This window comes from Pseudomonas sp. WPR_5_2, from assembly GCF_003634475.1.
Taxonomy (GTDB): Bacteria; Pseudomonadota; Gammaproteobacteria; order Pseudomonadales; family Pseudomonadaceae; genus Aquipseudomonas; species Aquipseudomonas izuensis.
Genome location: NZ_RBLA01000006.1, coordinates 268,103 through 293,203, shown reverse-complemented (window position 1 = coordinate 293,203; position 25,101 = coordinate 268,103). Strand labels below are relative to the sequence as shown.

Annotated in this window: 25 protein-coding genes; 10 read left to right on the top strand and 15 right to left on the bottom strand. The window is 60.8% G+C overall.

The window, feature by feature from the left end; all coding sequences use genetic code 11:
- The first annotated feature begins 30 nt into the window (after window positions 1-30).
- Window positions 31-1,350 (top strand): MFS transporter, encoded by a 1,320-nt coding sequence (locus tag BJ917_RS22430; protein WP_121104586.1) that lies wholly within the window; start codon window positions 31-33, stop codon window positions 1,348-1,350.
- A gap of 138 nt (window positions 1,351-1,488) precedes the next feature.
- Here the strand turns inward: BJ917_RS22430 and BJ917_RS22425 are convergent, their stop codons facing one another.
- On the bottom strand, window positions 1,489-2,244 hold the full coding sequence (locus tag BJ917_RS22425) for a hypothetical protein (protein ID WP_121104584.1): 756 nt from the start codon (window positions 2,242-2,244) through the stop codon (window positions 1,489-1,491).
- 231 nt (window positions 2,245-2,475) lie between these two features.
- Here BJ917_RS22425 and BJ917_RS22420 point away from each other — a divergent pair, with 231 nt between their 5' ends.
- Window positions 2,476-3,105 carry a flavin reductase family protein gene (locus BJ917_RS22420; RefSeq protein WP_096509291.1) on the top strand — a complete coding sequence of 210 codons (630 nt, stop codon included), beginning with the start codon at window positions 2,476-2,478 and terminating at the stop codon, window positions 3,103-3,105.
- On the opposite strand, the gene BJ917_RS22415 is transcribed toward BJ917_RS22420, so the two are convergent.
- Both BJ917_RS22415 and BJ917_RS22410 read right to left on the bottom strand, forming a co-directional pair.
- Window positions 3,106-3,336, bottom strand: coding sequence for a hypothetical protein (locus BJ917_RS22415; RefSeq protein ID WP_096509290.1), 231 nt, complete (start codon window positions 3,334-3,336; stop codon window positions 3,106-3,108).
- A 41-nt stretch (window positions 3,337-3,377) separates the two neighbouring features.
- The gene (locus BJ917_RS22410; protein ID WP_096509289.1) at window positions 3,378-3,731 is read right to left on the bottom strand and encodes a putative quinol monooxygenase; all 354 of its coding nucleotides are present in this window, start codon (window positions 3,729-3,731) and stop codon (window positions 3,378-3,380) included.
- A gap of 336 nt (window positions 3,732-4,067) precedes the next feature.
- On the opposite strand from BJ917_RS22410, the gene BJ917_RS22405 reads away from it, so the two are divergent.
- On the top strand, window positions 4,068-5,009 hold the full coding sequence (locus BJ917_RS22405) for an AraC family transcriptional regulator (RefSeq protein ID WP_121104582.1): 942 nt from the start codon (window positions 4,068-4,070) through the stop codon (window positions 5,007-5,009).
- Between the two features lie 150 nt (window positions 5,010-5,159).
- On the opposite strand, the gene BJ917_RS22400 is transcribed toward BJ917_RS22405, so the two are convergent.
- From BJ917_RS22400 to BJ917_RS22375, 6 genes are all read right to left on the bottom strand, one after another.
- Window positions 5,160-6,215, bottom strand: coding sequence for an ABC transporter ATP-binding protein (locus BJ917_RS22400; protein ID WP_096509287.1), 1,056 nt, complete (start codon window positions 6,213-6,215; stop codon window positions 5,160-5,162).
- Window positions 6,216-6,233: 18 nt separating this feature from the next.
- On the bottom strand, window positions 6,234-7,082 hold the full coding sequence (locus tag BJ917_RS22395) for an ABC transporter permease (RefSeq protein ID WP_096509286.1): 849 nt from the start codon (window positions 7,080-7,082) through the stop codon (window positions 6,234-6,236).
- Window positions 7,079-7,987 carry an ABC transporter permease gene (locus BJ917_RS22390; protein WP_096509285.1) on the bottom strand — a complete coding sequence of 303 codons (909 nt, stop codon included), beginning with the start codon at window positions 7,985-7,987 and terminating at the stop codon, window positions 7,079-7,081. The genes BJ917_RS22395 and BJ917_RS22390 overlap by 4 nt, the downstream gene beginning before the upstream one ends.
- 219 nt (window positions 7,988-8,206) lie before the next feature.
- On the bottom strand, window positions 8,207-9,310 hold the full coding sequence (locus BJ917_RS22385) for an extracellular solute-binding protein (RefSeq protein WP_096509284.1): 1,104 nt from the start codon (window positions 9,308-9,310) through the stop codon (window positions 8,207-8,209).
- Window positions 9,311-9,527: 217 nt separating this feature from the next.
- Window positions 9,528-10,976, bottom strand: a complete 1,449-nt coding sequence (locus tag BJ917_RS22380) for an aldehyde dehydrogenase family protein (RefSeq protein WP_096515208.1) — start codon at window positions 10,974-10,976, stop codon at window positions 9,528-9,530.
- Window positions 10,977-10,984: 8 nt separating this feature from the next.
- Entirely contained in the window at window positions 10,985-12,622 is a 1,638-nt protein-coding gene (locus BJ917_RS22375) for a 5-guanidino-2-oxopentanoate decarboxylase (protein WP_096509283.1), read from the bottom strand.
- Between the two features lie 159 nt (window positions 12,623-12,781).
- On the opposite strand from BJ917_RS22375, the gene BJ917_RS22370 reads away from it, so the two are divergent.
- Entirely contained in the window at window positions 12,782-13,663 is an 882-nt protein-coding gene (locus BJ917_RS22370) for a LysR substrate-binding domain-containing protein (RefSeq protein WP_121104580.1), read from the top strand.
- A 127-nt stretch (window positions 13,664-13,790) separates the two neighbouring features.
- Here BJ917_RS22370 and BJ917_RS22360 read toward each other — a convergent pair whose 3' ends face one another.
- On the bottom strand, window positions 13,791-14,405 hold the full coding sequence (locus tag BJ917_RS22360) for an NAD(P)-dependent oxidoreductase (RefSeq protein WP_121104576.1): 615 nt from the start codon (window positions 14,403-14,405) through the stop codon (window positions 13,791-13,793).
- Window positions 14,406-14,565: 160 nt separating this feature from the next.
- Window positions 14,566-15,441, bottom strand: coding sequence for an MBL fold metallo-hydrolase (locus BJ917_RS22355; RefSeq protein ID WP_121104574.1), 876 nt, complete (start codon window positions 15,439-15,441; stop codon window positions 14,566-14,568).
- A gap of 233 nt (window positions 15,442-15,674) precedes the next feature.
- Between BJ917_RS22355 and BJ917_RS22350 the strand changes: the two genes are divergently transcribed.
- Both BJ917_RS22350 and BJ917_RS32045 read left to right on the top strand, forming a co-directional pair.
- Entirely contained in the window at window positions 15,675-16,580 is a 906-nt protein-coding gene (locus BJ917_RS22350; protein ID WP_217910638.1) for a LysR family transcriptional regulator, read from the top strand.
- Window positions 16,581-16,756: 176 nt separating this feature from the next.
- Window positions 16,757-16,933: a hypothetical protein gene (locus BJ917_RS32045; protein ID WP_177435605.1), complete on the top strand. Its 177-nt coding sequence runs from the start codon at window positions 16,757-16,759 to the stop codon at window positions 16,931-16,933.
- 24 nt (window positions 16,934-16,957) lie between these two features.
- On the opposite strand, the gene BJ917_RS22345 is transcribed toward BJ917_RS32045, so the two are convergent.
- Complete coding sequence (locus BJ917_RS22345; protein WP_096509278.1) at window positions 16,958-17,854, bottom strand: helix-turn-helix domain-containing protein; 897 nt, start codon at window positions 17,852-17,854, stop codon at window positions 16,958-16,960.
- Between the two features lie 190 nt (window positions 17,855-18,044).
- Here BJ917_RS22345 and pobA point away from each other — a divergent pair, with 190 nt between their 5' ends.
- Together pobA and BJ917_RS22335 are read left to right on the top strand one after the other, a co-directional pair.
- Window positions 18,045-19,229 carry a 4-hydroxybenzoate 3-monooxygenase gene (pobA, locus tag BJ917_RS22340; protein WP_177435608.1) on the top strand — a complete coding sequence of 395 codons (1,185 nt, stop codon included), beginning with the start codon at window positions 18,045-18,047 and terminating at the stop codon, window positions 19,227-19,229.
- Between the two features lie 79 nt (window positions 19,230-19,308).
- Window positions 19,309-20,826 carry an MDR family MFS transporter gene (locus BJ917_RS22335; RefSeq protein WP_096509276.1) on the top strand — a complete coding sequence of 506 codons (1,518 nt, stop codon included), beginning with the start codon at window positions 19,309-19,311 and terminating at the stop codon, window positions 20,824-20,826.
- A 171-nt stretch (window positions 20,827-20,997) separates the two neighbouring features.
- On the opposite strand, the gene BJ917_RS22330 is transcribed toward BJ917_RS22335, so the two are convergent.
- The 3 genes from BJ917_RS22330 to BJ917_RS22320 form a co-directional block, all read right to left on the bottom strand.
- Window positions 20,998-21,873 (bottom strand): ATPase, encoded by an 876-nt coding sequence (locus tag BJ917_RS22330; RefSeq protein WP_121104570.1) that lies wholly within the window; start codon window positions 21,871-21,873, stop codon window positions 20,998-21,000.
- A gap of 103 nt (window positions 21,874-21,976) precedes the next feature.
- A complete protein-coding gene (locus BJ917_RS22325) occupies window positions 21,977-22,969 on the bottom strand; it encodes an NAD(P)-dependent oxidoreductase (RefSeq protein ID WP_096509274.1) in 993 nt (330 codons plus the stop codon).
- A gap of 54 nt (window positions 22,970-23,023) precedes the next feature.
- The gene (locus BJ917_RS22320) at window positions 23,024-23,917 is read right to left on the bottom strand and encodes a LysR family transcriptional regulator ArgP (protein ID WP_096509273.1); all 894 of its coding nucleotides are present in this window, start codon (window positions 23,915-23,917) and stop codon (window positions 23,024-23,026) included.
- Between the two features lie 96 nt (window positions 23,918-24,013).
- Between BJ917_RS22320 and BJ917_RS22315 the strand changes: the two genes are divergently transcribed.
- Together BJ917_RS22315 and BJ917_RS22310 are read left to right on the top strand one after the other, a co-directional pair.
- Entirely contained in the window at window positions 24,014-24,415 is a 402-nt protein-coding gene (locus BJ917_RS22315) for an ACT domain-containing protein (protein WP_096509272.1), read from the top strand.
- Window positions 24,416-24,420: 5 nt separating this feature from the next.
- Window positions 24,421-25,023 carry a LysE/ArgO family amino acid transporter gene (locus BJ917_RS22310; protein WP_096509271.1) on the top strand — a complete coding sequence of 201 codons (603 nt, stop codon included), beginning with the start codon at window positions 24,421-24,423 and terminating at the stop codon, window positions 25,021-25,023.
- The last annotated feature ends 78 nt before the right edge of the window (window positions 25,024-25,101 follow it).

The window sequence follows — 25,101 nt, the reverse complement described above, 5'->3', positions numbered from 1 at the left end:
CACAAAAACAATTAAACGAAGGATCCTTCAATGGATAACTCCAACGCCCTGCCCCTTGGGTCGGCTGCCGTGACGGCCAAACCAAGAACCACTGCCAGCCGCATCAAATCGATTTTCAGCGGCTCTGTCGGCAACATGGTCGAGTGGTATGACTGGTACGTCTATGCCGCCTTCTCCCTGTACTTTGCCAAGACCTTTTTCCCCGCCGGTTCCTCCACTGCGCAACTGATGAACACCGCTGCGATCTTCGCCGTGGGCTTTTTGATGCGCCCGATCGGTGGCTGGCTGATGGGCCTGTATGCCGACAAAGTCGGACGCAAAAAGGCGCTGATGGCCTCGGTATACCTGATGTGCTTTGGCTCGCTGCTGATCGCGCTGAGCCCTGGCTATGAAACCATCGGCATCGGCGCGCCGATCCTCCTGGTGTTCGCCCGACTGCTGCAAGGCCTGTCGGTCGGCGGCGAGTACGGCACCTCCGCCACCTACCTGTCGGAGATGGCGACCAAGGAACGTCGCGGCTTCTTCTCCAGCTTCCAGTACGTGACACTGATCTCCGGCCAACTCATCGCGCTGGGGGTACTGATCCTTCTGCAACAAACCCTGACCACCGAACAGCTGTATGCGTGGGGCTGGCGTATCCCGTTCGCCATCGGCGCGCTGTGTGCCGTGGTCGCGCTCTACCTGCGTCGCGGCATGGAAGAAACCGAGTCGTTCACCAAGAAGGAAAAGGCCAAGGAAAGCGCGATGCGCACGTTGCTGCGTCATCCGAAGGAACTGATGACCGTGGTCGGCCTGACCATGGGCGGTACCCTGGCGTTCTACACCTACACCACCTACATGCAGAAATACCTGGTGAACACCGTCGGCATGAGCATTTCCGACTCCACCACTATCTCTGCGGCCACGCTGTTCCTGTTCATGTGCCTGCAACCGATTATCGGCGGCCTGTCGGACAAGATCGGCCGACGCCCGATCCTGATCGCCTTCGGCGTGCTGGGCACGATTTTCACTGTGCCGATCCTGATGACCCTGCACACCATCCAGACCTGGTGGGGCGCGTTCTTCCTGATCATGGCGGCGCTGATCATCGTCAGCGGCTACACCTCCATCAACGCGGTGGTCAAAGCCGAACTGTTCCCGACCGAAATCCGCGCCCTGGGCGTCGGCCTGCCCTACGCACTGACCGTATCGATCTTCGGCGGCACCGCTGAATACATCGCCCTGTGGTTCAAGAGCATCGGCATGGAAACCGGCTACTACTGGTATGTCACCGCGTGTATTGCCGTGTCGTTGCTGGTGTACGTCACCATGAAAGACACCCGCAAGCATTCGCGGATTGTGACGGACTAATAGTCACATTTGAGGGTGGCTGTACTGGCCTCATCGCGGACAAGCCCGCTCCCACAGTATTCGGCGTTGGTCACAAATGTTGTGCACGCCACAGAAACCTGTGGGAGCGGGCTTGCCCGCGATGGGTTCACCTCGGTATCAAGTCAACTCGGCAGTCGCCTGTTTCCCGAACCTGTTCTGCACGTACGAAGCCCCCGCAATCATCACCACCAGAACCCCCGCCAACACCAGCGACGAACCGATAGTGCCGAAATCCAGGCCGCCTTTTGCATGGGGTTTGGTCAGGAAATCGCCCAAGGTTGCACCGAACGGTCGTGTCAGCACAAACGCCACCCAGAACAACAGCACCGACGAAATCTTCGTGAAGTATTTGAGCAGCACCACCAGCGCAATGGTCGAGCCGATCAGCAATGCGCCACCGGCAAAACCAAGCCCCGAATCATCGGCCAGGTAGTCCCCAAGGGCAGTACCCAGCGTGTTGGAAAACAGAATGGCCGTCCAATAGAACATCTCGCCACGGAAGGTCTGGACCTTGGTCACGTTCAGCGAATCCCCACTGAGGCGCCAGGCCGCGAAAATCCCCAGCAAGATCGCAATCAGGATCATCGAGCCGGTGGCATAGCCCAGTTCAAGGGTGCGATCCATGAAGTCGGACATGGTGGTGCCCGCCGTGCTGGTCGACAGAATCACCAGCCAGTACAGCACCGGCTTGTAGGTTTTCGACATCAGTTGCGTGATCAATGTCAGCACGAACACGCTGATCAACAGCAGCGAACTGACGGCGTAACCGACATTGAGGGTCATCGACAGCAGGTCCCCGGCGGTCTCACCCAAGGTGGTCGCACAGATTTTCATCACCCAGAACGCCAGGGTGATTTGAGGAAGTTTATTCATCGGGCAATAGAGCTCCAGTGGTCATGACAAGCATTTTCTTCGGCTTATGCCGCGGGGGCGCAGACTGGAGCAGAGGCAGTGAAAAATGGGTAAGCGCTTTATGAAAATTCTGTCACACAGGCAAAAGAGCGGATTAATCACGAGTGCGGTGGTTATGCCCACGGGTGGAAATCAGCGGCGCGTCCTTGCACTATGGCTCCCCTCCGATTCAAGCCTTCAGGAAGACTGGCCATGCCCGACGACATCCACTACTACGAACCCGCCAATGGCCACGGCCTGCCCCACGATCCGTTCAACGCGATCGTCGGCCCGCGTCCCATTGGCTGGATTTCTTCACAGGATGCCAACGGCCGCTTGAATCTGGCGCCCTACAGTTTCTTCAACGCCTTCAACTACATTCCGCCGATCATCGGTTTTTCCAGCGTCGGACGTAAAGACAGCCTGAACAACATCGAACAGACCGGTGAGTTCGCCTGGAACCTGGCCACACGGCCATTGGCCGGGCAGATGAACCAGAGCAGCGCCATGGTCGGGTCAGAGGTGGACGAATTCGAGCTGTCCGGACTGACCCCGGCTGCCTCGAAAATCATTGCGGTGCCACGGGTTGCCGAAAGCCCGGTGTCCTTCGAGTGCAAGGTCACGCAGATCATCCAGCTGCAGCGCGCGGACGGGAATGTGGTGCCGAGCTGGCTGATTCTCGGCGAAGTGGTCGCCGTGCATATCGCCAAGTGGCTGTTGAAGGACGGGGTGTACGACACCGCCGCGGCAGAACCGATTCTGCGCGGCGGCGGACCGGCGGACTATTTCCAGCTGGGGCCTGAGGCGTTGTTCAAGATGTATCGCCCGGGGGCGGTCAAATGATCACCAGAGCAGGTCGGCATCTTCCTTGACGTTCTTGAGACGGGTCAGCTCTTTGGCGGCCGCCAGATCGGCATCATGGGCGGTCTTGAAAATCTGGCCTTCCAGCACCTTGTGAAAACGCGGGGCGCCGGAGCCACCCAACGCTTTGACGGCAATGGCGGCATGGTAACCACCCTCGCCGGGTACTACGGCCGATACGGCTTCGAAGGTTTCAAAGGCTTTGCGTGCCATGTTGAGCATCCTGGCTGGTTGAGAATGCTGCCATTAAACCCTCAACCGGCCAGTTTGTGTACCGCTACCCCGGACTGGCCGAGGGCCTGCGCCGCCGACACCTCCTTGAATGTGTGGAAATCCAGGCTGTTGACCACCAGTTCCTGCACCAGCTCGGCAAAAATCTCCATGGCCGGGGTACTGAAGTAGGCGGTCATGGCTGTTTGATTGACCCAGAAGCCGGACACCAGCCACAGCTCTGGATCGCACTGCGACTGCTGCAAGGCAAAGTTCAGGCAACCTGGCGCCGCGCGGGACGGTTCGATCAGCGCGCTCAGGCGCACACCCAGCTCTTGCGAACGCCCGGCACGCGCTCGGACAAAGGCCATATGACTGACGGGGATTTGCTTTGACATGTTCAACCCTCCCGGGGAGTCGCGTGGCAGCCTGGGACGGGCTGCGACAGGATCAAAGGTTAAGGGCCGATACGCCTGTGTCGTTAGTCGATTCCTGCCGGTGCGTTGCACAATCCTGCGAGACTGCAGTGTGCGGCTGTAACAAGGTGTAAAACGCTGTCACGGTACTGTCATACGAGTTTCAAGCAAGTTTTCCCGCCTGCTCTCTGCCTTGTCAGGGTGAAAAAACAACCCCGTGCAGAATCAGGCAAGCATTCGACAGGATGTGTCTACCGCTGCCGCTTGCACAAACATATGCTCTGCCCCATCACTTCTGCCCTTGCGAGGATGCCTTGCATGTCGTCATTCGATCACTTTTCTCAACAGCAGCCAGACCCGCTGGATGCCGAGATGGAAAAGCAGCGCGCTGAACTGGCGGCAATCATTCGTCGCAACACCGGCGAAGATGGCAGTTATGCCACCGCCGTCGATTCGCTGTTCATGTCGCGCCACAGCCAAAACCACGATTTCGCCCCGGTGCTGGCGCAACCCGCGCTGTGCATCATGGCTCAGGGACGCAAGGAAGTTCGGCTGGTTGACGAGTATTTCAATTACGACCCGCTGAATTACCTGGTGGTATCGGTCTCGATGCCTCTTAGCGGTCGGGTGGTGAATGTCACGTCCGAGGAACCGATCCTGGCGGTGCGGCTGGATATCGATCCGGCGGAAATCACCGCGCTGATCGCCGATGCCGGCCCCATCGGCGTGCCGACCCGACCCGCCGGGCGCGGCCTGTATGTGGAACGCATCGACACCGCGATGCTCGACGCGGTGCTGCGTCTGGCGCGGTTGCTCGACACACCGAAAGACATCGCCATGCTCGCGCCGCTGATTCGACGGGAAATTCTCTATCGGTTGCTGCGCAGCCCGCAGGGCCATCGGCTGTACGAAATCGCCATCGCCAACAGTCAGAGCCATCGCATCAGCCAGGCGATCAAATGGCTCAATGGCAACTTTGAGCAACCGCTGCGCATCGATGATCTGGCGAAGGAAGTGAACCTGAGCGTCTCGACGCTGCATCACCGTTTCAAGGCGATGACGGCGATGAGTCCATTGCAATATCAGAAGCAGCTGCGCCTGCAGGAGGCTCGGCGCTTGATGCTGGCGGAAGGGCTGGAGGCTTCGGCGGCGGGTTACCGGGTCGGCTATGAAAGCCCCTCGCAGTTCAGCCGGGAATACAGCCGGTTGTTCGGGGCGCCGCCGTTGCGGGATTTGGCGCGGTTGCGACTGTCGGTCTAGCAAAGTTTTGTGTTGTTTGTACCGGCCTCATCGCTGGCAAGCCAGCTCCCACAGGGGCTGTGGGTGATCACAAAATTGTGTGAACACCGACGAACCCTGTAGGAGCTGGCTTGCCAGCGAAGAGGCCAGCAAAACCACCATCAAATCCGATCAGGCGCCGAGAACGCGGCACGCCTCCGCCGGCAAGGTCACCGACACCGGATGCCCGATGCTCAAGCCAATCCCCTGGCACGGCGTGCTCAGCGCGGTAAACGAAACCCCGGAACACTCAACCGTGGTCTCGATAGTTGCGCCGATATCACGCACGAACGTCACCTTGCCCAGCAAGCGGTTGCCCGCCGTTGCCTGCGCGGGCGACAGTTGCAGGTCTTCAGGGCGAATCAGCATCTTCACCTTCTCCCCTGCCGCAATACTCGTGCAGATCGGCACTTGCAGCGCATCGCCACCCGGCAGGCTGACCTTGCCGTTGCCCAGCGCGGTGGCCGGGAAGATGTTGCCGGAGCCGATGAAGTCGGCGACGAATTCGTTGGCCGGATGCCGATAGATCTCGATCGGCGTGCCCACCTGCTGTACCCGATGTTCACCCAATACGACGACGATATCGGCCATGGTCATGGCCTCGCGCTGATCGTGAGTCACCATGATGGTGGTGATGTTCAGGCGCTGTTGCAGCTGGCGTATTTCCACCTGCATCGACTCGCGCAGCTTGGCGTCCAGCGCCGACAGCGGTTCGTCGAGCAGGAGGATTTTCGGGTTGTTGGCGATCGCACGGGCAATCGCCACGCGCTGGCGCTGGCCGCCGGAGAGTTTTGCCACCGGGCGATCGATCATCGCTTGCAGCTGGATCAGTTCCAGCAACTCCACCACTCGCGCCCGCTGATCAGCCTTGCTGACCCCGCGCAGTTTCAGCGGATAGGCAATGTTCTCGCCCACGGTCATGTGCGGGAACAGCGCCAAAGACTGGAACACCATGCCAAAGTTGCGCAGGTGCGCCGGGGTGTTGCCGATGTCCTCGCCATCCAGGCGGATCTCACCGCCGGTCAGGGTTTCAAGACCAGCAATCATGCGCAGCAACGTGGTTTTGCCACAGCCCGAAGGGCCGAGGAAACACACCAGTTTGCCCTCGGGCAAATGCAGGTTTACATCCGTTACCGCGCAGGCCGAGCCGTAATGTTTCTCGACGTTTTCCAGAATCAGACCAGACATGTGAATCACCTCAAGAAATCAGAACGAAACGCCGCCTTCACCCACCAACTTCTCCAGCGCCCAAATGAGCACGAAGTCGATCAGCACGATGAGCACGGCAAACGAGAATACGGTGGGGTCAAGCGAGGACACGGTGCGGCTGTACATCCAGATCGGCACGGTCATCACGTCGATGGTGTAGAGGAAATAGGTCACGGTGAACTCGTTGAACGAGACGATGAACGCCAGCAGCATTCCCGCCAGGATCCCCGACTTCATCAACGGCACCACCACGTCGACAATCGCCCGCAGCGGTGAAGCACCAAGCATCTGCGCGGCCTCTTCGACTTCGCTGCCGATGGAGAGCATCGCCGCCGTGCAGTTTTTCACCACGAACGGCAACGCGAGGATCACGTGGGCAATCACCAGCCGCGAAGTGGTCATCTGGAACGGCAGGCTGTCGAACACCAGCAGCAAGGCCAGGCCCAGCACCACCATCGGGAACACCAGGGGCAGCGACATCAATTGCAGCGCCACGGCCTTGCCACGGAACTCACAACGGGTCAGCGCATAGGCCGCCGGCACCGCGATCAGTGTGGCGAAGATCATGGTCAGGCACGACACCATCAGGCTGGTGGTCATGGCCTTGCCCAGGCTCAGCACATCGCTGGCATCCGGCGACACGAAGGTGTGCCAGGCCGCCTTGTACCATTGCAGGCTGTAGCTGCTTGGCGGGAAGTCGAGGTTCGACGAGCCGCTGAAGGACATGACGATCATGGTCAGGATCGGCAACACCGCCAGCAACAGGATGAAGCCGGAGAGGATGCCGGCGAACTTGCCGGTTTCACCCGGCAGCAGCGACTGGCGCTTCTTGGTCAGGGAACTCATTGCGAAGCCTCCAGCATGCGCCGACGACGGCCTGTGATGTATTCGGACAAGGTCATGATGGCGAGCGTGGTCACGATCAGCACCACACCGGCAGCGGATGCGGCGGGCCAGTTCATCAGCGGGGCGATCTGGTCATGCACCATCACCGCCAGCATCGGTACGCGACGGCCACCGAGCAGCAGCGGCACGACGAAGCTGCTGGCGTTGTAGGCGAATACCAGGGTCGCACCGGTGATGATCCCCGGCAGGCTCATCGGCAACACCACCTGGCGAAACACCTGCAGGCGACTGGCGCCCAGGGTCGCGGCGGCTTCTTCGTAACTGCGGGCGACACCGCGCATGGCGCTGGCAATCGGCAGCACCGCCAGTGGGAAAGCGGTTTGCACCAGGCCCATCAACACGCCATTCTGGTTGTAGAGGAGCATGATCGGACGCTTGATCAGGCCCAGGCCCATCAACGTCTGGTTGAGCATCCCGCCCGGGCCGAGGATCACCAGCCAGCCGTAGCTTTGCAGCAACAGGTTGACCAGCAACGGCAGCAGCACCGCGGCCAGGAAGATCCGGCGTACGAACGGCGAAGTCAGGCGCGACATGGTGTAGGCCACCGGGATTGCCAGCAGCACCGCGATCACCGCACTGATCAGCGCCAGGCGCAGGGTCAGGATCAGCGATTTGAGGTAATAGGGTTCCAGCAATTGGGCATAACTGGCCAGGCTGAACCCGGACCATTCCGCGCCTTTGGTGCCCACGCTCATGCGCAGTACCAACAGGCTGGCGGCAATCAGCACGCCGAGAAACAGCATCGACGGCGAAAGGAAAAACCAGGCGCGCGCCGTGGGCGAAACACCCCGATTAGCGCGCACGGGGGCGACACTCACCGGATGGGTCAGAGGTTGGTGTTCCATAGCAAAGGGTCTCGTCAATGGAAAGCAGCTGACAAACACAACCTTGAAAACCACCACAAACCCTGTGGGAGTGGCGGTGCGACGATTCGACTTGCCCGCGAAAGCGATCTGTCATTTATCTTTGCCGACACGAAGACCGTCATCGCGGGCAAGTCGAATCGTCGCACCGCCGCCCCACAGAGTGTTGCGGTGTTCTAAAAGCCTGTGTACGTCACTCAATCAGGAAGAAAAGATTTCCGTGTAACGACGAATCCATTGGTCATGCACGGTGGCCAGGAAGGCGTTGTCGTGCATGATCGCTTTCTCGGCAATCTGTTCCGGCGTGAGGATGTACGGGCTCTTGCGCGCTTCGGCGGAGATGATCGCCTTGGCGTTGACCGGACCGTTGTAGATGTCCTCGGCCATTTTGCCCTGCACCAGCGGATCCAGAGAGTGGTTGATGAAGGCGTAGGCCATGTCGGTGTCGCCAGGACGGTTCTTCGGCATCACCGAGAGCATCAGGTCGGTGTAGAAACCTTCCTTCATGCCGAAGGTGGCGCCCAGGCCGTAGTTCGGATCACGGATCTGTTTCGGGAAGAATGCGGGTGCGTACAGGCCGCCCATGTCCAGGGAGCCGGTGCGGAACAGTTCGGCGATCTGGTTCGGGTTTTCACCCAGGGTCACCACGCGATCTTTCAACTCGGCGAGTTTCTTGAAGCCCGGCTCGATGTTGTGCTCGTCACCACCGGCCAGCTTGGCGGCGATGATGATCAGGTCCATGGCCTCGGTCCAGTTCGGCGGCGGCAGGAAGATGTTCGGGGCCAGTTCCGGGTCCCACAGGGCCGCGTAGCTGTCCGGTGCTTGTTTCTGGGTGCGGGTGCTGTAGACCAGGCTGTTGCACCACAGCAGGTAACCGATACCGTGGCCATTGGCGCCGGTGCGGTATTTCTCCGGTACGTCGACCAGGTTGGGAATGCGGTTGAGGTCGGGTTTTTCCAGCAGGTTTGCGGCGGCCAGACCTTCGGCGCCGACGCCTGCCAGGGTGATGATGTCGTACTGCGGACGATCACCGCCGGCCTTCAGTTTGGCGACCATTTCCGAGGTACTGCCGGTGCGGTCGGCGACGACCTTGCAACCGTACTTGTCTTCGAAGGTCGCAGCGATGTTGCGCAACGCCGCCAGGCCGGTGTCATCGGACCAGGTCAGCAGTTTCAGGGTCTTGCCGGCAAAACGTGTATCGCTGGCATTGGCCTTGATGAACGGCATGCTCATGGCCGCCGCGGCAACCGAGGCTACGCCCACGGTCTTGATGAATTGACGTCTATTCAGATCGTGCTCGCCCATTACGGACTCCCTTTGTTTTTGTAGGTATGAGGCTGGTCGAAACTGTTGCATCCGCGCGGCCGGATCTGCTTGGAACCCCTTATTTACGGGGTGTTAACTGAGCCGACGGGTTCATCCTGAGGTTGTGTAAAACACCTGACTATCGATAAAAACTCATTGAAGCCATGACCTGAGTGCATGCCTCAACACGAGGCATGCGCTCACCTTTTTCGTGCCTTCAGACAGCCCGGATCACGTGCTTGATTTCCTGGAAAGCCTGCAAGCCCCACGGCCCCAATTCGCGGCCGATGCTGCTCTGTTTGTAGCCACCCCAGGCGGTCTGCGGGAAGATCACCTGCGGCGCGTTGATCCACACAAGCCCCGCCTGCAAAGCGTTGGCGACGCGATCCGCCGTTTCGGCACTGGTACTGACCACGCTGGCCACCAGGCCGAACTGGCTGTCGTTGGCCAGGGCAATCGCCTCGGATTCGGAGCTGAAGCGACGCACGCAGATCACCGGGCCGAAGATCTCTTCACACCACAGCGCACTGTCCAGGGGCACGTCGGTGAACACCGTCGGCTGCAAAAAATATCCGCGTGGCAAGTCGGCGGGACGATTACCACCGCAAATCAGCGTGGCACCGGCACTGAGGCCGCGATCGATGTGACCGAGCACGCGCTGGTATTGCGCCTGATTGACCAGTGCGCCCATTTCCACGTTCGGGTCGAACGGGTCGGCCACGCGAATGGCTTCGGCGCGGGCCTTCAAGCGGCTCAGGAAATCGTCGAACAACTCATCGGCGACCAGCACGCGGCTGGTGGCGGAACACATTTGCCCGGCGTTGAAGAAACCGCCACCGCAGGCCACGTCCACCGCCAGTTCGATATCGGCATCGGCCAACACCAGCAGCGAAGATTTGCCGCCCAGTTCCAGGCTCACGCCTTTGACGGTTTCCGCCGCCCGTTGCATGACCTGCACCCCCACCGCGTTGCTGCCGGTGAAGGAAATCTTGGCAATGCGCGGGTCCGCCGACAGCGGCGCGCCAACGGCCAGGCCCGTACCGCAGACCACGTTCAACACACCGGCAGGCAAGCCGGCGTTCGCGATGATTGCCGCCAGTTCCAGTTCCGGCAGCGGCGTCACTTCCGAAGGTTTGAGCACCACGCAGCAACCCGCGGCCAGGGCCGGGGCGAGCTTCCACGCGGTGGTGACCATCGGGAAGTTCCACGGCACGATCAGGCCGACCACACCGCAGGGTTCGCGGCGCAGGCGGGCGCTGAAGTCATCGCTCGGCAGTTCGACGGCGCTGTCCTGTTTCGCGTCCAGGCCTTCGGCCAGTCCCGCGTAGTACTCAAAGGTGGCGATCACGTCATCGACGTCGATGGCCGCTTCGAACTGTGGCTTGCCGTTGTTGCTCGACTGCAAATGCATCAGGTGGTCACGACCGGCCTGCACGCCCGCAGCGATTTTGCGCAGGATCGCACCGCGCTCGGCGCCGGTGGTTTTCGACCAGTCGGCAAACGCGCGGGTCGCCGCGCTGACAGCCTGGTCGACCGCTTGCTCATCACCGCCCACGACCGTGGTCAGCAGCGCTTCGGTAGCCGGGTTGATCACGCGCAGGTGTTCGGTGCCGGCGGACCATTGACCGTCGATGAACAGCCCGTCGAGCGTGGTTGGCAACGTCAAAGAGAAGCTCATTTCGACACCGCCTTGGTCCACGCCGTCTGATCGATTTCAATCAGGGTCGGGCCCTGGCGATCGGCGGCCACGCGCAGGGCGCGGCGCAGATGTTCGACGTCACTGACCGCTTCGGCGGCGCAGCCCAGGGCCTTGGCGACACCGATGAAGTCCGGGGTGTAGATGTCCACGCCAACCGGCTCGATGGCGCGGTTGACCATGTATTTCTTGATTTCTTCGTAGCCCTGGTTGTTCCACAGCAGCACGATCACCGGGGTGCGCGCTTCAACGGCGCTGGCCAGTTCCGGCAAGGTGAATTGCAGGCCGCCGTCACCGATCAGGCACACCACCGGTGGACGCGTACCGCTTTCCACGCTGCCACCGAGCCAGGCGCCAATTGCGGCCGGCAAGGCGTAACCGAGGGTGCCGTAGCCGGTGGACGAGTTGAACCAGCGGCGCGGGCGCTCAGGGTTGAACGTCAGGTTGCCGGTGTACACCGGTTGGGTCGAATCGCCGACGAATACGGCGTCCGGCAATTCGTGCAACACGGTTTCCAGGAAGCGGGTCTGGGCCAGGGTCGGCGCATCCCAGGTGGCGGCCAACTCTTCGCGCAGGCGGGCGGCACGCACCTGGCCCCAATCGTTGCTGCGCTCGGCCAGCGACTTGTGGGATATCGCACTGAGCAAAGCCTGGGCGGCGTTGCGTGAGTCGGCCACCAACGCCACGTGCGGCGGGTAGTTGCGCACGGTCTGGTCCGGGTCGATGTCAACGCGCAGCAGTTGGCCCGGAATCTCGAAGCCACCGGCGAAGGTAACGTCGTAGTCGGTCTCGGCCAGCTCGGTACCGATGGCCAGCACCACGTCAGCCTCGGCGACCAGTGCACGGGTCGCGACCAGGCTCTGGGTCGAACCGATCAACAACGGGTGGCCGGACTCGAGCATGCCTTTGGCATTGATGGTCAGGGCGACAGGGGCGTCCAGCAGTTCAGCCAGTTCGGTCAACTCGGCAGCAGCATCGATGGCACCGCCACCGGCAAGAATCAGCGGACGCTTGGCGCCGGCCAGCAACTCGGTCATGCGGCTCACGGCGGCCGGAGCAGCACCGGCACGGTCGATGTTTACCGGAACGCTGGCGAGCAGGTCATCGGCGTTTTCAACCAGCACGTCCAACGGAATCTCGATGTGCACCGGACGCGGACGACCCGCCTGGAACAGCGCAAAGGCGCGGGCCAGAACGCCCGGCAATTCCGACGCCGACATCAGGGTGTGGGAGAACGCCGCGACACCGGCACACAGTGCGCCCTGGTTCGGCAGCTCATGCAGCTTGCCGCGACCGCCGCCCAACTGGCTGCGCGATTGCACGCTGGAGATCACCAGCATCGGGATCGAATCGGCGTAGGCCTGACCCATCGCGGTGGTGATGTTGGTCATGCCAGGGCCGGTGATGATGAAGCACACGCCCGGTTTGCCGCTGGTGCGGGCATAGCCGTCGGCCATGAAGCCGGCGCCCTGTTCGTGACGCGGCGTGACGTGGTTGATGCTCGAACGGGCCAGCCCGCGATACAGCTCCACGGTATGAACCCCGGGAATGCCGAACACCTGCTCGACCCCGTAACCTTCGAGTAACTTGACCAATACTTCGCCGCACGTCGCCATGTCATTGCCCTTCTTGTTCGATTGAGACGCCGGACCTGTGCAATGTTTATGATGGATTCGCAGGTCCAGGGATGGCCTCATTGGAACGGGCGACACGTAGCCGCAACAATGGATAAAAAGTCATACTAGCCATGTCTTCACGTCATACCTTGGATCCCAATGAAACGACTGCCTCCCCTGCCGGCGCTGCACACTTTTCTGATTACCGCGCAGTGCTGCAATTTCACCCGGGCCGCCGAGCAACTGCACATCACCCAAGGCGCAGTGAGCCGACAGATCGCCGGGCTGGAAGATCATCTGGGTTATGAACTGTTCATCCGCCAGGCCCGAGGGCTGGACCTGACCGCCGAAGGGCGGGAGTGGCTGCCGCGGGTCCAGCAGATTTTCGGCCTGATCGACGAAGCGGTGGAACAGATCGGCGAGAAGCGCGAAACCTTGCAGCTCAAGGCACCGAGCTGTGTCATGCGCTGGCTGTTACCGCGGCTGTTGCAGTGGCAAAAGGAACGACCGGACGTGCCGGTGGAACTGACGACCACGGTCAAGCACGGCGTGGATTTTCATCGCGAACAATTCGATGCGGCAGTGATGTACGGTGCGCCACCGGACAGTGCCCTGGTGTCGTGCCTGCTGTTTGATGAACAACTGACACCCGTGTGTTCGCGGCCAATGCTGGAAGGATCGTTGGCCCTGCAGACGCCGGCCGACCTGCAACAACACTTGTTGTTGCACCCCACCCGCGATGAACGGGACTGGAAAACCTGGCTGAAAGCCGCGGATGTGCACTTGACCAATGTCGGCAAGGGTCAGCATTTCGAAACGCTGGACCTGGCCATGTCGATGGCCTCCCAAGGAACAGGCGTGGCGATTGGCGACTGGTCGTTGATCGGCGATGACCTGAATGCCGGGCGGTTGGTTATGCCTTTTGAATTGAAGGTGAAAACCGGGCTGTCGTATTACCTGGTGTTCCCGGAAAAACCTGCACCTTCGCCGAAGTTGCGCGAATTGACGGGGTGGTTGGTGGAGCAGGCGCAGTCACGGTGATTCCGAAGGCTGGCTTGCAACCCTGTGGGAGCGAGCCTGCTCGCGAAAGCGGTCTGACAGTCGACATCTCTGTTGAATGTAAATCCGCCTTCGCGAGCAGGCTCGCTCCCACAGGTGAACTGTGTTCTCAGTAGCCGACAGTAAATCGCTGCCGTGAATGCTTCGGCGCTTCGACTTCATCCAGCATCGCAATCGCATAATCGGCAAACGTGATCCAGCTGCGCCCTTCGCTGCTTACCAGCAAGTCGTCCTTGCCGATCCGGAATTTCCCGCTGCGCTCGCCTTCGACAAACTCCGCCGACGGCGACAAGAAGGTCCAGTCCAGCACCTTTTCCTGACGCAGGTTTTCAAGAAACAAGGCACCGGCGCCGGCCTCTGCCTTGTACGCCTCTGGGAAGCCTGCGCTGTCGATCACCCGGGTGCCGTCCGGCAACAACAGCGAACCGGCACCGCCCACCACCAGCAGGCGTTTGACCCCGGCCTGCTTCACCGGCCCGATCACGGCGGCGGCAGGCAGCGTCGAGAAATGCGCCGCGCTGATCACCACCTCATGACCGGCAATTGCCGCTTGCAACGCGGCGGCATCCAGCGCATCGACAGCCTGGCTCACCACACCGCTACGCGGAACGATCTTCGACGTGTCGCGGGCGATGGCGGTGACGCTGTGACCGCGACGCAGGGCTTCTTCCAGCAGTTGGCTACCGGCACGACCGGTGGCACCGATGATTGCGATTTTGCTCATGACGTTCTCCAGTTGTGGATGACTCGATAACTTTCCTGTGGCGAGCGAGCTTGTTCGCGCTGGGCTGCGCAGCGGCCCCAAAAATCCTGCGACTGCTACGCACTCGAACGGGAGCAAGCTCCCTCGCCACAAAAGCTTCTTCAGTGTCAGATATGGCGGCTTACCACTTCATCTCGCCCTTGGCGACTTTGGCGCTCAGCTCAAGGGAGCTTTCTTCGCCCAATGCCGGGAAGCGTTTTTTCATTGCAGCAATCAACGCCGCGGAATCCTTGGCCTTGGCGGTTTCTTCGTCGAAGGCCTTGATGTAATCCGCGGTGAACTGCACCGCCGCCAGGGACCGGGTGCTCTCGCCGAGGTAGTGTCCCGGCACGATGGTTTTCGGATGCAGCGTTTCAATCGAATGCAGCGTAGCCAACCAATCGACATGGGACTGCGGGGTCTGGGTGTCGGCCATCCACACGTGGATGTTTTCAGCGACGACCACACCCCCCACCACAGCCTTGATCGATGGAATCCAGACGAAGCTGCGATCAGGTTGCTTGCCCGCCAGGCCCACCACCTGCAACTTCTGCCCTTCGAGGATCAGGCTGTCGCCCTTGAGCACGTCCGGCACGATGGTCTTGGCCGGTGCGTCAGCCCCCAACTTCGGTCCCCAGAACGCCCGTTTGCCCTCGACGGTCTGCTTGATGTGATCAACGGTTGGTTGCGAGGCGAGCACCTTGGCGTTGGGGAATGCAGCGGTCAGGGTGTCGAGGCCGAAGTAATAATCCGGATCGCCGTGACTGATGTAGATGGTGGTCAGTTGCTTGCCGCTGGCGCGGATTTTTTCCACCACCTGTTCGGCCTGGGACTTGCCGAATTGCGCGTCCACCAGGATCGCGTCTTTTTCACCGCTGACCAGCACCGAGGTCACCGGGAAAATGGCCTTGTCGCCGGGATTGTAGACGTCCAGCGTCAGCGTCGAAGCGCTGGCATGGGCGGCAAACCCGAGGGCGGTGGCGAGGAAAACACGTTTGAGTGAGGTGAAGCCGATCATTTTTTACACCGTTATCGGAATGAAAAAACCGCCCCTTGTGGGAGCGAGCCTGCTCGCGATGGTCGCAAGGGCAACGCGTTCAACCCTGTCTGCACGCGTTATCGTTGACGACCTTCGCGAGCAGGCTCGCTCCCACAGTTGGACAGAAGTACATGGAAGCAGAGCTTAGTTGCATGGGTCAGTACAAAAAATGCGATGCTTGAACATAGTTTGTTTCTGAAAGCGGGCAAATCATGGATCGTCTACAAGCAATGAGGGTGTTCGTCACGGTGGTCGACCTCGGCAGCCAATCGGCCGCCGCCGATCATCTTGAGCTGTCGCGGCCGGTGGTTTCCCGGTACCTGGCGGAACTGGAAGACTGGGTCGGCGCGCGCCTGATGCACCGCACCACCCGCAAGTTGAGCCTGACCGCCGCCGGCAGCGAAACCCTGCCCCGGTGCCGACAGATGCTGGAACTGTGCAACGACCTGCAAGCCGCCGTCAGCGAGCCGGACGAGGCACCCCGTGGCCTGTTGCGCATCAGCGTCAGCACCTCGTTCGGCCAGGCGCAACTGGCCGATGCCATGGCGGCGTACGTCAAGCGCTACCCCGGCGTCAGCATCGACATGCAGATGCTCGACCGCACGGTAAACCTGGTGGATGAGCGCATCGACCTGGCGATCCGCACCAGTAACGACCTGGACCCCAACCTGATTGCCCGCCGGCTGACGGTCTGTCGCTCGGTGATCTGCGCCTCCCCCGCTTACCTGCGCGAACATCCAGCGCCGCAGCGGGTCGAGGATTTGAGCCAGCACAATTGCCTGACCCACTCCTACTTCGGCAAGAGCCTCTGGCATTTCGAACAGGACGGCGAACAGATCTCGGTGCCCGTGCAAGGGAACATCAGCGCCAACGAAGCCAGCACACTGCTGCGCGCAGCCATGGCCGGTGCCGGGGTGGCGATGTTGCCCACGTATCAGGCCGGGGTGCATATCCACAATGGCGAACTGGTCCGCCTGCTGCCCCGGGCGGAACCGCGGCGGATGAACGTGTACGCGGTGTACGCCTCGCGCAAACACATGCCGGCGGCGTTGCGCAGCTTGCTGGATTTTCTGGTGGAGAGGTTTCCTGAAGAACCCGCGTGGGACGCTGGCCTGTAAACACCGCCCCTGTACGAGCTGGCTTGCCAGCGAAGGGGCCCTGAAAAATGGTGCAAGATTCGAGGCCGCCTTCGCTGGCACGCCAGCTCCTACAAGGGTGATCAGTGCTGGCAACTCACTGACGCTGACCTATGCTCAAGGTAGTACCCAAGGGTATTCGTTCAGAGGTCTGCGCCATGAGCATCAAAACAAGAAGGTACCTCGCCATTTTCATCACCTGCGCGGTGACGCTCGGGTTGTATGGCGCGGCAGCCTGGCGTGTGGAGCAGTTGCGCAACCTGCCCCGTGATTACGCCAGCTGCAATTTCGAACGTTGCATCCCCCACAACGCCACCCTCAACGCCCTGCGCTGACGAATGCCGTTGGGGGATAGCTGATCAGGCCTGATTGTCCTGGTCGGCCTTCAAGCGGTCGCGAAAAGCCTTGGGCGAAATCCCCACCCGGCGTCGGAACAGGCGCGTGAAGTTGGTCGGATCCGAGAACCCCAATACGTCGGACATTTCATAAATGGTCATGCTGGTGTAGGTCAGCAAGCGCTTGGCCTCCAGCAGTTGCCGTTCGTGCATGATCTGCAACGCCGGTTGCCCCGCCAGCTCGCGGCAGGTGCCGTTGAGGTGGGACACGGAAATGCCCAGCCGATGGGCCAGATCCTCGACCTTGACGTGCTGGCGATAGGTCTCTTCCACCAGTTGAATGAAACCGTTGAGGTATTCCCGGGCACGCTGTGGCCGTTGTGAGGCTGAACGTCGCTGGATCACCTGACGGCTGACCCACACCATAATCACGCTGACCAGCGAATGCATGAGCATTTCCCGCGCCGGTTGGTGACCTGTGTATTCGGTTTGCAAGGCAGCAAACAGGCTGTTGAGGTACTCACTGTCCTTGCCGGCCGGGTAACTTTCGGCCTGGGCCAGGGCATTCACCGAGTTACCCAATTGCGCTTGCAGATGGGCGACGAGTGGCGCGGCCAGGGTCACGACGAACCCTTCGACGTCTTCGGAAAAACGATAGCCATGAATCGACAACGGTGGCATGACCAGAATCGACGGTTCATCCAGTTGCGTACGTTTGCCTTCGATTTCAAGCTCTGCCTGACCTTTGAATACGAAGAGCAACTGGCATAAATCGGCATGACGGTGGGGTTTGATTTCCCATTGATGTTCGCGGCTGCGTTTGGAGATGGTTTCACAGTGCAGCAAGTCCGGGGTGGGCCAATCCAGGCTTTCACCGTAGAGCTTGAACACCGGAATCGAAGGCACGTCAGGCTTGTTCATCACTTCAATCCAGGCCTCGGAATAGATGACGGGCGATAATCGCACCGATTGGCAGAATGTACAGGTATCGGCTCAGTTTTCACCTTCAATTGACAGACCCGCAAGGGAAAAATGCAAGCACTCGATCCATAAAAATCATTCACCGACCCTGGTCGCGTGGAGCTTGCGAGTCCTAAAAACAATGAAAATGCTGATAACCCAAGTCGCCATTATCGGTGCCGGTCCCTCCGGCCTTTTGCTCGGTCAGTTGCTGCATAAAGCCGGTATCGACACCCTGATTCTCGAACGCCAGACCCCGGATTATGTACTCGGGCGCATCCGTGCCGGCGTCCTTGAACAAGGCATGGTAGAGCTGTTGCGCCAGGCCGGTGTGGGGCAGCGCATGGATGCCGAAGGCCTGGTCCACGGCGGTTTCGAACTGGCCCTCGACGGGCGCCAGGTGCACATCGATCTGCAAGCCCTCACGGGCGGTAAAACCGTGATGATCTATGGCCAGACCGAGGTCACACGCGACTTGATGGCCGCTCGTCGGGAGGCCGGCGCGCAGACGATTTACCAGGCTGGCAATGTCGTTCCCCATGGCATGAAAACCGACGAAACCTTCGTCACATTTGAGAAGGACGGTGAGCAGTATCGCCTCGATTGCGACTACATCGCCGGCTGCGACGGCTTCCATGGGGTGGCGCGGCAGTCGATTCCCGCCGAGTGCCTGAAGGTGTTCGAGCGGGTCTACCCGTTTGGCTGGCTGGGAATACTGGCCGACACCCCGCCGGTTCACGAAGAGCTGGTCTATGCCCGCCACGCGCGCGGTTTCGCCCTGTGCAGCATGCGTTCGGCGACCCGCACCCGTTATTACCTGCAAGTGCCGGCCGATGAAAACGTCGAGGATTGGTCCGATCAGCGCTTCTGGGATGAGCTCAAGACTCGCCTGCCGGAGAAACTGGCTGAAAACCTGGTGACCGGGCCGTCCATCGAAAAAAGCATCGCGCCACTGCGCAGCTTCGTGGTGGAACCCATGCAGTACGGGCGGATGTTCCTGGTCGGCGACGCCGCGCACATTGTCCCGCCCACCGGGGCCAAGGGCTTGAACCTGGCGGCGAGCGACGTCAGTACCTTGTTCAATATCCTGCTGAAGGTGTATCGCGAAGGCCGTGTCGATTTGCTGGAGAAATACTCGGAGGTCTGCCTGCGCCGGGTATGGAAAGCCGAGCGTTTTTCCTGGTGGATGACCTCGATGCTGCACCGTTTCGAGGAGCACGATGCCTTCAGCCAGCGTATTGCCGAATCGGAGCTGGAGTACTTCATCGATTCCGAGGCTGGCCGGAAAACCATTGCAGAAAATTACGTCGGGCTTCCTTATGAGGCTATCGAATAGCTGCCTACCGACTTACACTGGCGAGCATCCCCGCTCGCCCATGCCCCTTGCGGGACCCTCACTGCCCGCAGGTTCTCCCGTGACCAATCTCAACCATCCCGAAACGTCCAAACCGGCCATTCGCAGCGTACTGGTCGCCTTGATGATGGCGATCTTTCTTGGCGCGCTGGACCAGACCATTGTCGCCGTGTCGATGCCGGCCATTTCCGCGCAATTCAAGGACGTCAGCCTGCTGGCCTGGGTGATTTCCGGCTACATGGTGGCCATGACAGTGGCGGTGCCGATCTACGGCAAACTGGGCGATCTGTACGGGCGGCGCAAGTTGATGCTGTTCGGCATGGGCGTGTTCACCCTGGCGTCGCTGTTCTGCGGCATGGCCCAGAGCATGGAGCAATTGGTGCTGGCGCGGATCCTTCAGGGGATCGGCGCGGGCGGAATGATTTCGGTCAGCCAGGCGATCATTGGCGATATCGTGCCGCCGCGCGAGCGCGGTCGCTATCAGGGCTATTTCAGCAGCATGTACGCAGTGGCCAGCGTGGCCGGTCCGGTACTCGGCGGCTACATGACCGAATACCTGTCCTGGCGCTGGGTGTTCCTGATCAACCTGCCCCTGGGGCTGGGCGCGTGGCTGGTGGCAAACCGCAATCTGGTGGGGCTGCCGATTCCGCAACGCAAACCGGTCATCGACTACCTTGGCACACTGCTGATGATTATCGGACTGACTGCGCTGTTGCTCGGGATCACTCAGGTCGGCCAGGGACATTCATGGCGCAGCCGCGAAGTGCTCGGTCTGTTCGCTTGCGCGGTGATGGTGCTGGCGGTGTTCGTCTGGCATGAACGTCGCGCGCGGGAGCCATTGCTGCCGATGCACCTGTTCGCCAACCGCAACGCCCTGCTGTGCTGGTGCACGATTTTCTTCACCAGTTTCCAGGCCATTTCGCTGATCGTACTGATGCCGTTGCGCTTTCAGAGCGTCACCGGCGCCGGGGCCGACAGCGCTGCGCTGCATTTGCTGCCGCTGGCCATGGGGCTGCCGATTGGCGCTTATTTCGCCGGCCGTCGCACCTCGGTGACCGGTCGCTACAAACCGCAGATTCTCACCGGCGCGATCCTGATGCCGATTTCGATTCTCGGCATGGCCTTCAGCCCACCCAACGCCACCTTACTGAGCAGCCTGTTCATGCTACTGAGCGGCATCGCCGGCGGCATGCAGTTCCCGACTTCGCTGGTGGGGACGCAGAACTCGGTGGAACAGCGCGACATCGGCGTCGCCACCAGCACCACCAACCTGTTCCGTTCGCTGGGTGGTGCAGTGGGGGTGGCATTGATGTCGGCACTCTTGCTGGCGTTGTTGCAGGACTCCAGCTTCGCGCACCTGGCGGGCTCGTCGCTGATCAACGAAGGGCATTCGGGCAATGTCCTGCTGGACGGCCTCAACGCCGTACCGGGGGATGCGCAGAACGCCTTGCGCGCCGAACTGCTGTTGACCTTCCGGCATTTGCTGATGGTCAGCACGGCGGTGTCGCTGCTGGGACTGGCCGCGGCGATTGCGATGCCGAACAGGTTGCTGCGGGGGCGGGAGGACAAAGTTCGGTAGCCAGACCGCGTCGCCTGCATCGCGGGCAAGCCCGCTCCCACAGGATTTGCACGGTCCTTGTGGGAGCGGGCTTGCCCGCGATGGACTAAAGAGCGCCGCGCTTATCCTGTAACCCCGCGTTTTCGTTGACGACCATCGCGAGCAAGCTCGCTCCTACAAATACCCTCGGTTTTACTGACGGGCGCGCAGTTGCTGTTGCAGGTTCTGGATTTGCGCCTGAAGGGTATTGATGTTTCGGGTGACCTGGCCACGGAAGGCGTCGAACTCCGCGATGTTGGCCGAGCTTTGGGAGGTCGCCGGGCGATTGTCCTGCTGGCTCTTGAGGATGACGACTTCCTGTTCCAGACGATCGATGGCGGCGGTCGGGTTGCCTTGTTTCTTCAAGGCGGTGATGTCGGCGCCGAGGCTTTTCAGCTGGGCGTCGAATTTTTCCGTGTCCGCCGGGGCGCTTTTCAGCGTGGCCACATCACTGTTCAAGACTTTGACCTGAGCCTGCAATTGAATGGTGGCCGTCTGTTGCTCAGTGTTCTGGGCCGTGATCTGCGCCAGATGCTTGTCCAGTTCGGTGGTTTGCGCGGTCATCTGCGCCAGGCGCTTGTCCAGGTCCGAAGCCTGACCGGCCACGCCTTGCTGCTGTTTGCCCTGATCCTGCAGCTTGCTTTCCAGCTGCTTGATTTGCAGCTTCAAGGCTTCGCTGTCGCTGGTGACGTTGGTCTGGCTGGCCACAACCTTGCCGGAAATGTCCTGCAGGCGCCCCGCCGCTTCCTCACTGATGCGCGCGAAACTTTCCTGGGTCGCCACCAGTTGCTGCTCCATCAGCGAAATCTGCTGGAAGCTCCACCAGGCCAGGCCTGCAAACGCAAAGAACAACGCGCCCACCAGCGCCCACAACGGCCCGGTGCTCGGGCTCTTGACCTTGACCACAGGTGTGGTGCGCGAATGCACGGTGGTACGCGCGGTGGGTACATAGTCATCGTCGTCGAGGCTGTCGGCACGCAGGCTCGGTACATCATCGAAGTCGTCGTTGGCATCGTTACGCATGGACATTGAGTCAACCTTTGTGAAACGGTGATGGCTTGATGCGGCGAGTATAACCCCCACAGTCGCACCGATTGACCCTCAACCCCGGAGTCGGTTCAGTGTGGGCTGTTCAGCGAATAGCCTGGGCCTTCCACCAGCCGCAGAACTCATCGAGGGCGGTCCACAGGCTCACCTTCGGGTCGTAATCCAGATAATGCCGGGCGCGGCTGATGTCCAGGGTGAAATTTTTGTTCATGACCTGCATGCCCAGTCGCGACAGGGTCGGCTCCGGGCGACCCGGCCACAGCTTGCACGCGCCTTCGTTGAGGGCGGCGACGCTGTAGGCCAAACCGTAGGAACGGTAGCGCGTAACTTGTGGGACTTCCATGTTGCGCATGACGTAATTGACCACATCCCACAACGGGATCGGCGTTCCGTTACTGATGTTGTAAGCCTTGCCCAGGGCTGAACCATTGGCCAGCAAACTGCTGAGCAACGCTTCATTGAGGTTTTGCACACTGGTGAAATCGACTTTATTCAGGCCGTTGCCGATGATTGCCAGTCGGCCCTTGCGCTGCATGTTGAGCAGACGCGGGAAAATGCTCATGTCGCCGGCACCGGTGACGAAACGCGGACGCAGTGCCAGGGTTTCGAGGCCGAATTCCTGGGCGCCGAACACCTTTTGCTCGGCCAGGTATTTGGTCGCGGCGTAGGGATGCTTGAAGCGTTTGGGCACCTGTTCTTCGGTCAGGCCCAAGTGATCGCGGCCATCGAAGTAGATCGACGGCGAGGACAAATGCACCAGGCGCCGAACCCGCTGTTTCAAACAGGCCTCGACCACGTTTTCGGTGACCTGGACGTTGCCTTGGTGAAAATCCTGATAACGCCCCCATAGGCCGACGGCGCCGGCACAATGCACCACGGCCTCGACATCGGAACACAGCTCGCGGGTGAATTGCGGGTCGCTCAAGTCGCCCTGGATAAACTCGGCGCCACGCCGCACCAGATGCTCCACCCCCTCGGCCCGGCGACCGTTGACCCGCACGTCCAGGCCTTGCTCCAGGGCGAAACGCGCAAAGCGCCCGCCGATGAAACCGCTTGCGCCGGTGACCAGAATTTTCATGTATTGCTCCGAATATTTCTTTTTGCGTATTGCGTGAGGTCTTGACGCTGCCCGTCAGTCCAACGGCACCAGCCATTGCTTCGACGCGCGTACCAACTGATCGGTGAGCAGACCCAGCAACTGACCGCCATTGCGCCAATGATGCCAGTACAGCGGCACATCGATCGGTTTATCTGGCAAAAGCTCCAGCAAAGTGCCGCGTTCCAGTTGTTCGCGTACCTGTAGTTCCGGCACCAGCCCCCAGCCGAGCCCAGCTTCGGTGAGTCGGATGAAGCCTTCTGACGACGGACATAAATGGTGTTCGAATCCGCCATCGACGCCCAGGGATGCCAGGTAGCGATGCTGCAGGAAGTCATCCGGGCCGAATACCAGGGCCGGCGTTCGGGCCAACTGCCCGGCATGTACGCCTTGGGGGAAATGTCGGGCAATAAAGGCCGGGCTGGCCAATGCCCGGTAGCGCATCGCCCCCAGCAACACGCTGCGGGCGCCGGCCACCGGCCGCTCGCTGGCACACAGGCAGGCCGCCACTTCCCCTGCGCGCATACGTTTGAGGCCGACGGTCTGGTCTTCGACGATCAGGTCCAGCAATACATGCTGATCCGCGCAAAAATCCCCCACGGCCTGCGCCCACCAGGTCGCCAGACTGTCGGCGTTCAACGCGATGCGCAGGCGTTCCGGCACACCTTCTTCGTCCAGCGCAGGCACCAGGCTCTGCAAGTCACGCTCAAGCAAGCGCACCTGCTGCACATGGTTGAGCAGACGCCGGCCAATCTCGGTTGGAGACGGGGGCGTACCTCGTACCAGCACCGGCTGGCCAACCCGCGCTTCGAGCAATTTGATGCGCTGGGAAATTGCCGATTGCGACAAACCCAGGACCTGCGCAGCCCGTTCGAAACCCGCCTGCTCGACCACCGCGGCCAAGGCAGAAAGCAATTTATAGTCGAACATCAGTTTTCCTAATGAGCGATCAGCATTATTGGTTTTTCTTATACAGCGATGTACCAGAGAATGGCCAGCAAGAACTCTTGAACAGGAAACACCGACATGGCTGGCGAAACATCTTTGGCAACGCTGCTGCGCAGCATGAGCCCGCAACTCAATGCCGGCGAATACGTGTTCTGCACTCTGCGCGACGGGCAATTGCCGCAAGGCCTGGACATCGTCGGCAGCTTCCGTGAGCAGGAAGGCCTGACGGTCATTCTTGAACGGTCCCACGCTGAACGGGCCGGTTTCAGTTTCGACTACGTCGCGGCCTGGATCACTTTGAACGTGCACTCGGCCCTCGAGGCCGTCGGCCTGACCGCCGCGTTCGCCACGGCGCTGGGCCGGGCGGGCATCAGCTGCAATGTGATCGCGGGCTATTACCACGACCATTTGTTCGTCGGCCAGGCCGACGCCGAACGCGCGATGCAAGTGCTGCGCGACCTGGCAGCGAACGCGGAGTAACCCTCATGTGGCAAAGCTACGTAAATGGCCTGTTGGTGGCCTTCGGCCTGATCATGGCGATCGGCACGCAAAACGCGTTTGTGCTGGCGCAAAGCCTGCGACGTGAGCATCACCTGCCGGTGGCGGCACTGTGCGTGATGTGCGATGCGATTCTGGTGGCCGCTGGTGTGTTCGGCCTGGCCACGGTGCTGGCGCAGAACCCGACCCTGTTGGCGGTCGCCCGCTGGGGGGGCGCGGTGTTTTTGATCTGGTATGGCAGTCAGGCGTTGCGCCGGGCGTTTTCAAAACAAAGCCTGCAACAGGGGGAAAATCAGACCGTTCGTTCGTTGCGGGCAGTGATGCTCAGTGCGTTGGCCGTGACCCTGCTCAACCCCCATGTGTATCTGGACACCGTTTTGCTGATCGGCTCCCTTGGCGCGCAACAAACCGAGCCCGGCGCTTATGTGGTCGGTGCGGCCAGTGCCTCGTTGCTGTGGTTTTTCACGCTGGCACTGGGTGCCGCATGGCTGGCTCCGTGGCTGGCTCGGCCAAGTACCTGGCGAATCCTCGATCTGCTGGTGGCTGTCATGATGTTCGCTGTAGCGCTGCAACTGATCATGGCTGGCTGATTTATTCCAAAAGGCTCTGGAACCTCTATTCCACACAGTTGTTGCGTGGTTATGCCGCACCCCCGGTGCTATGATCCG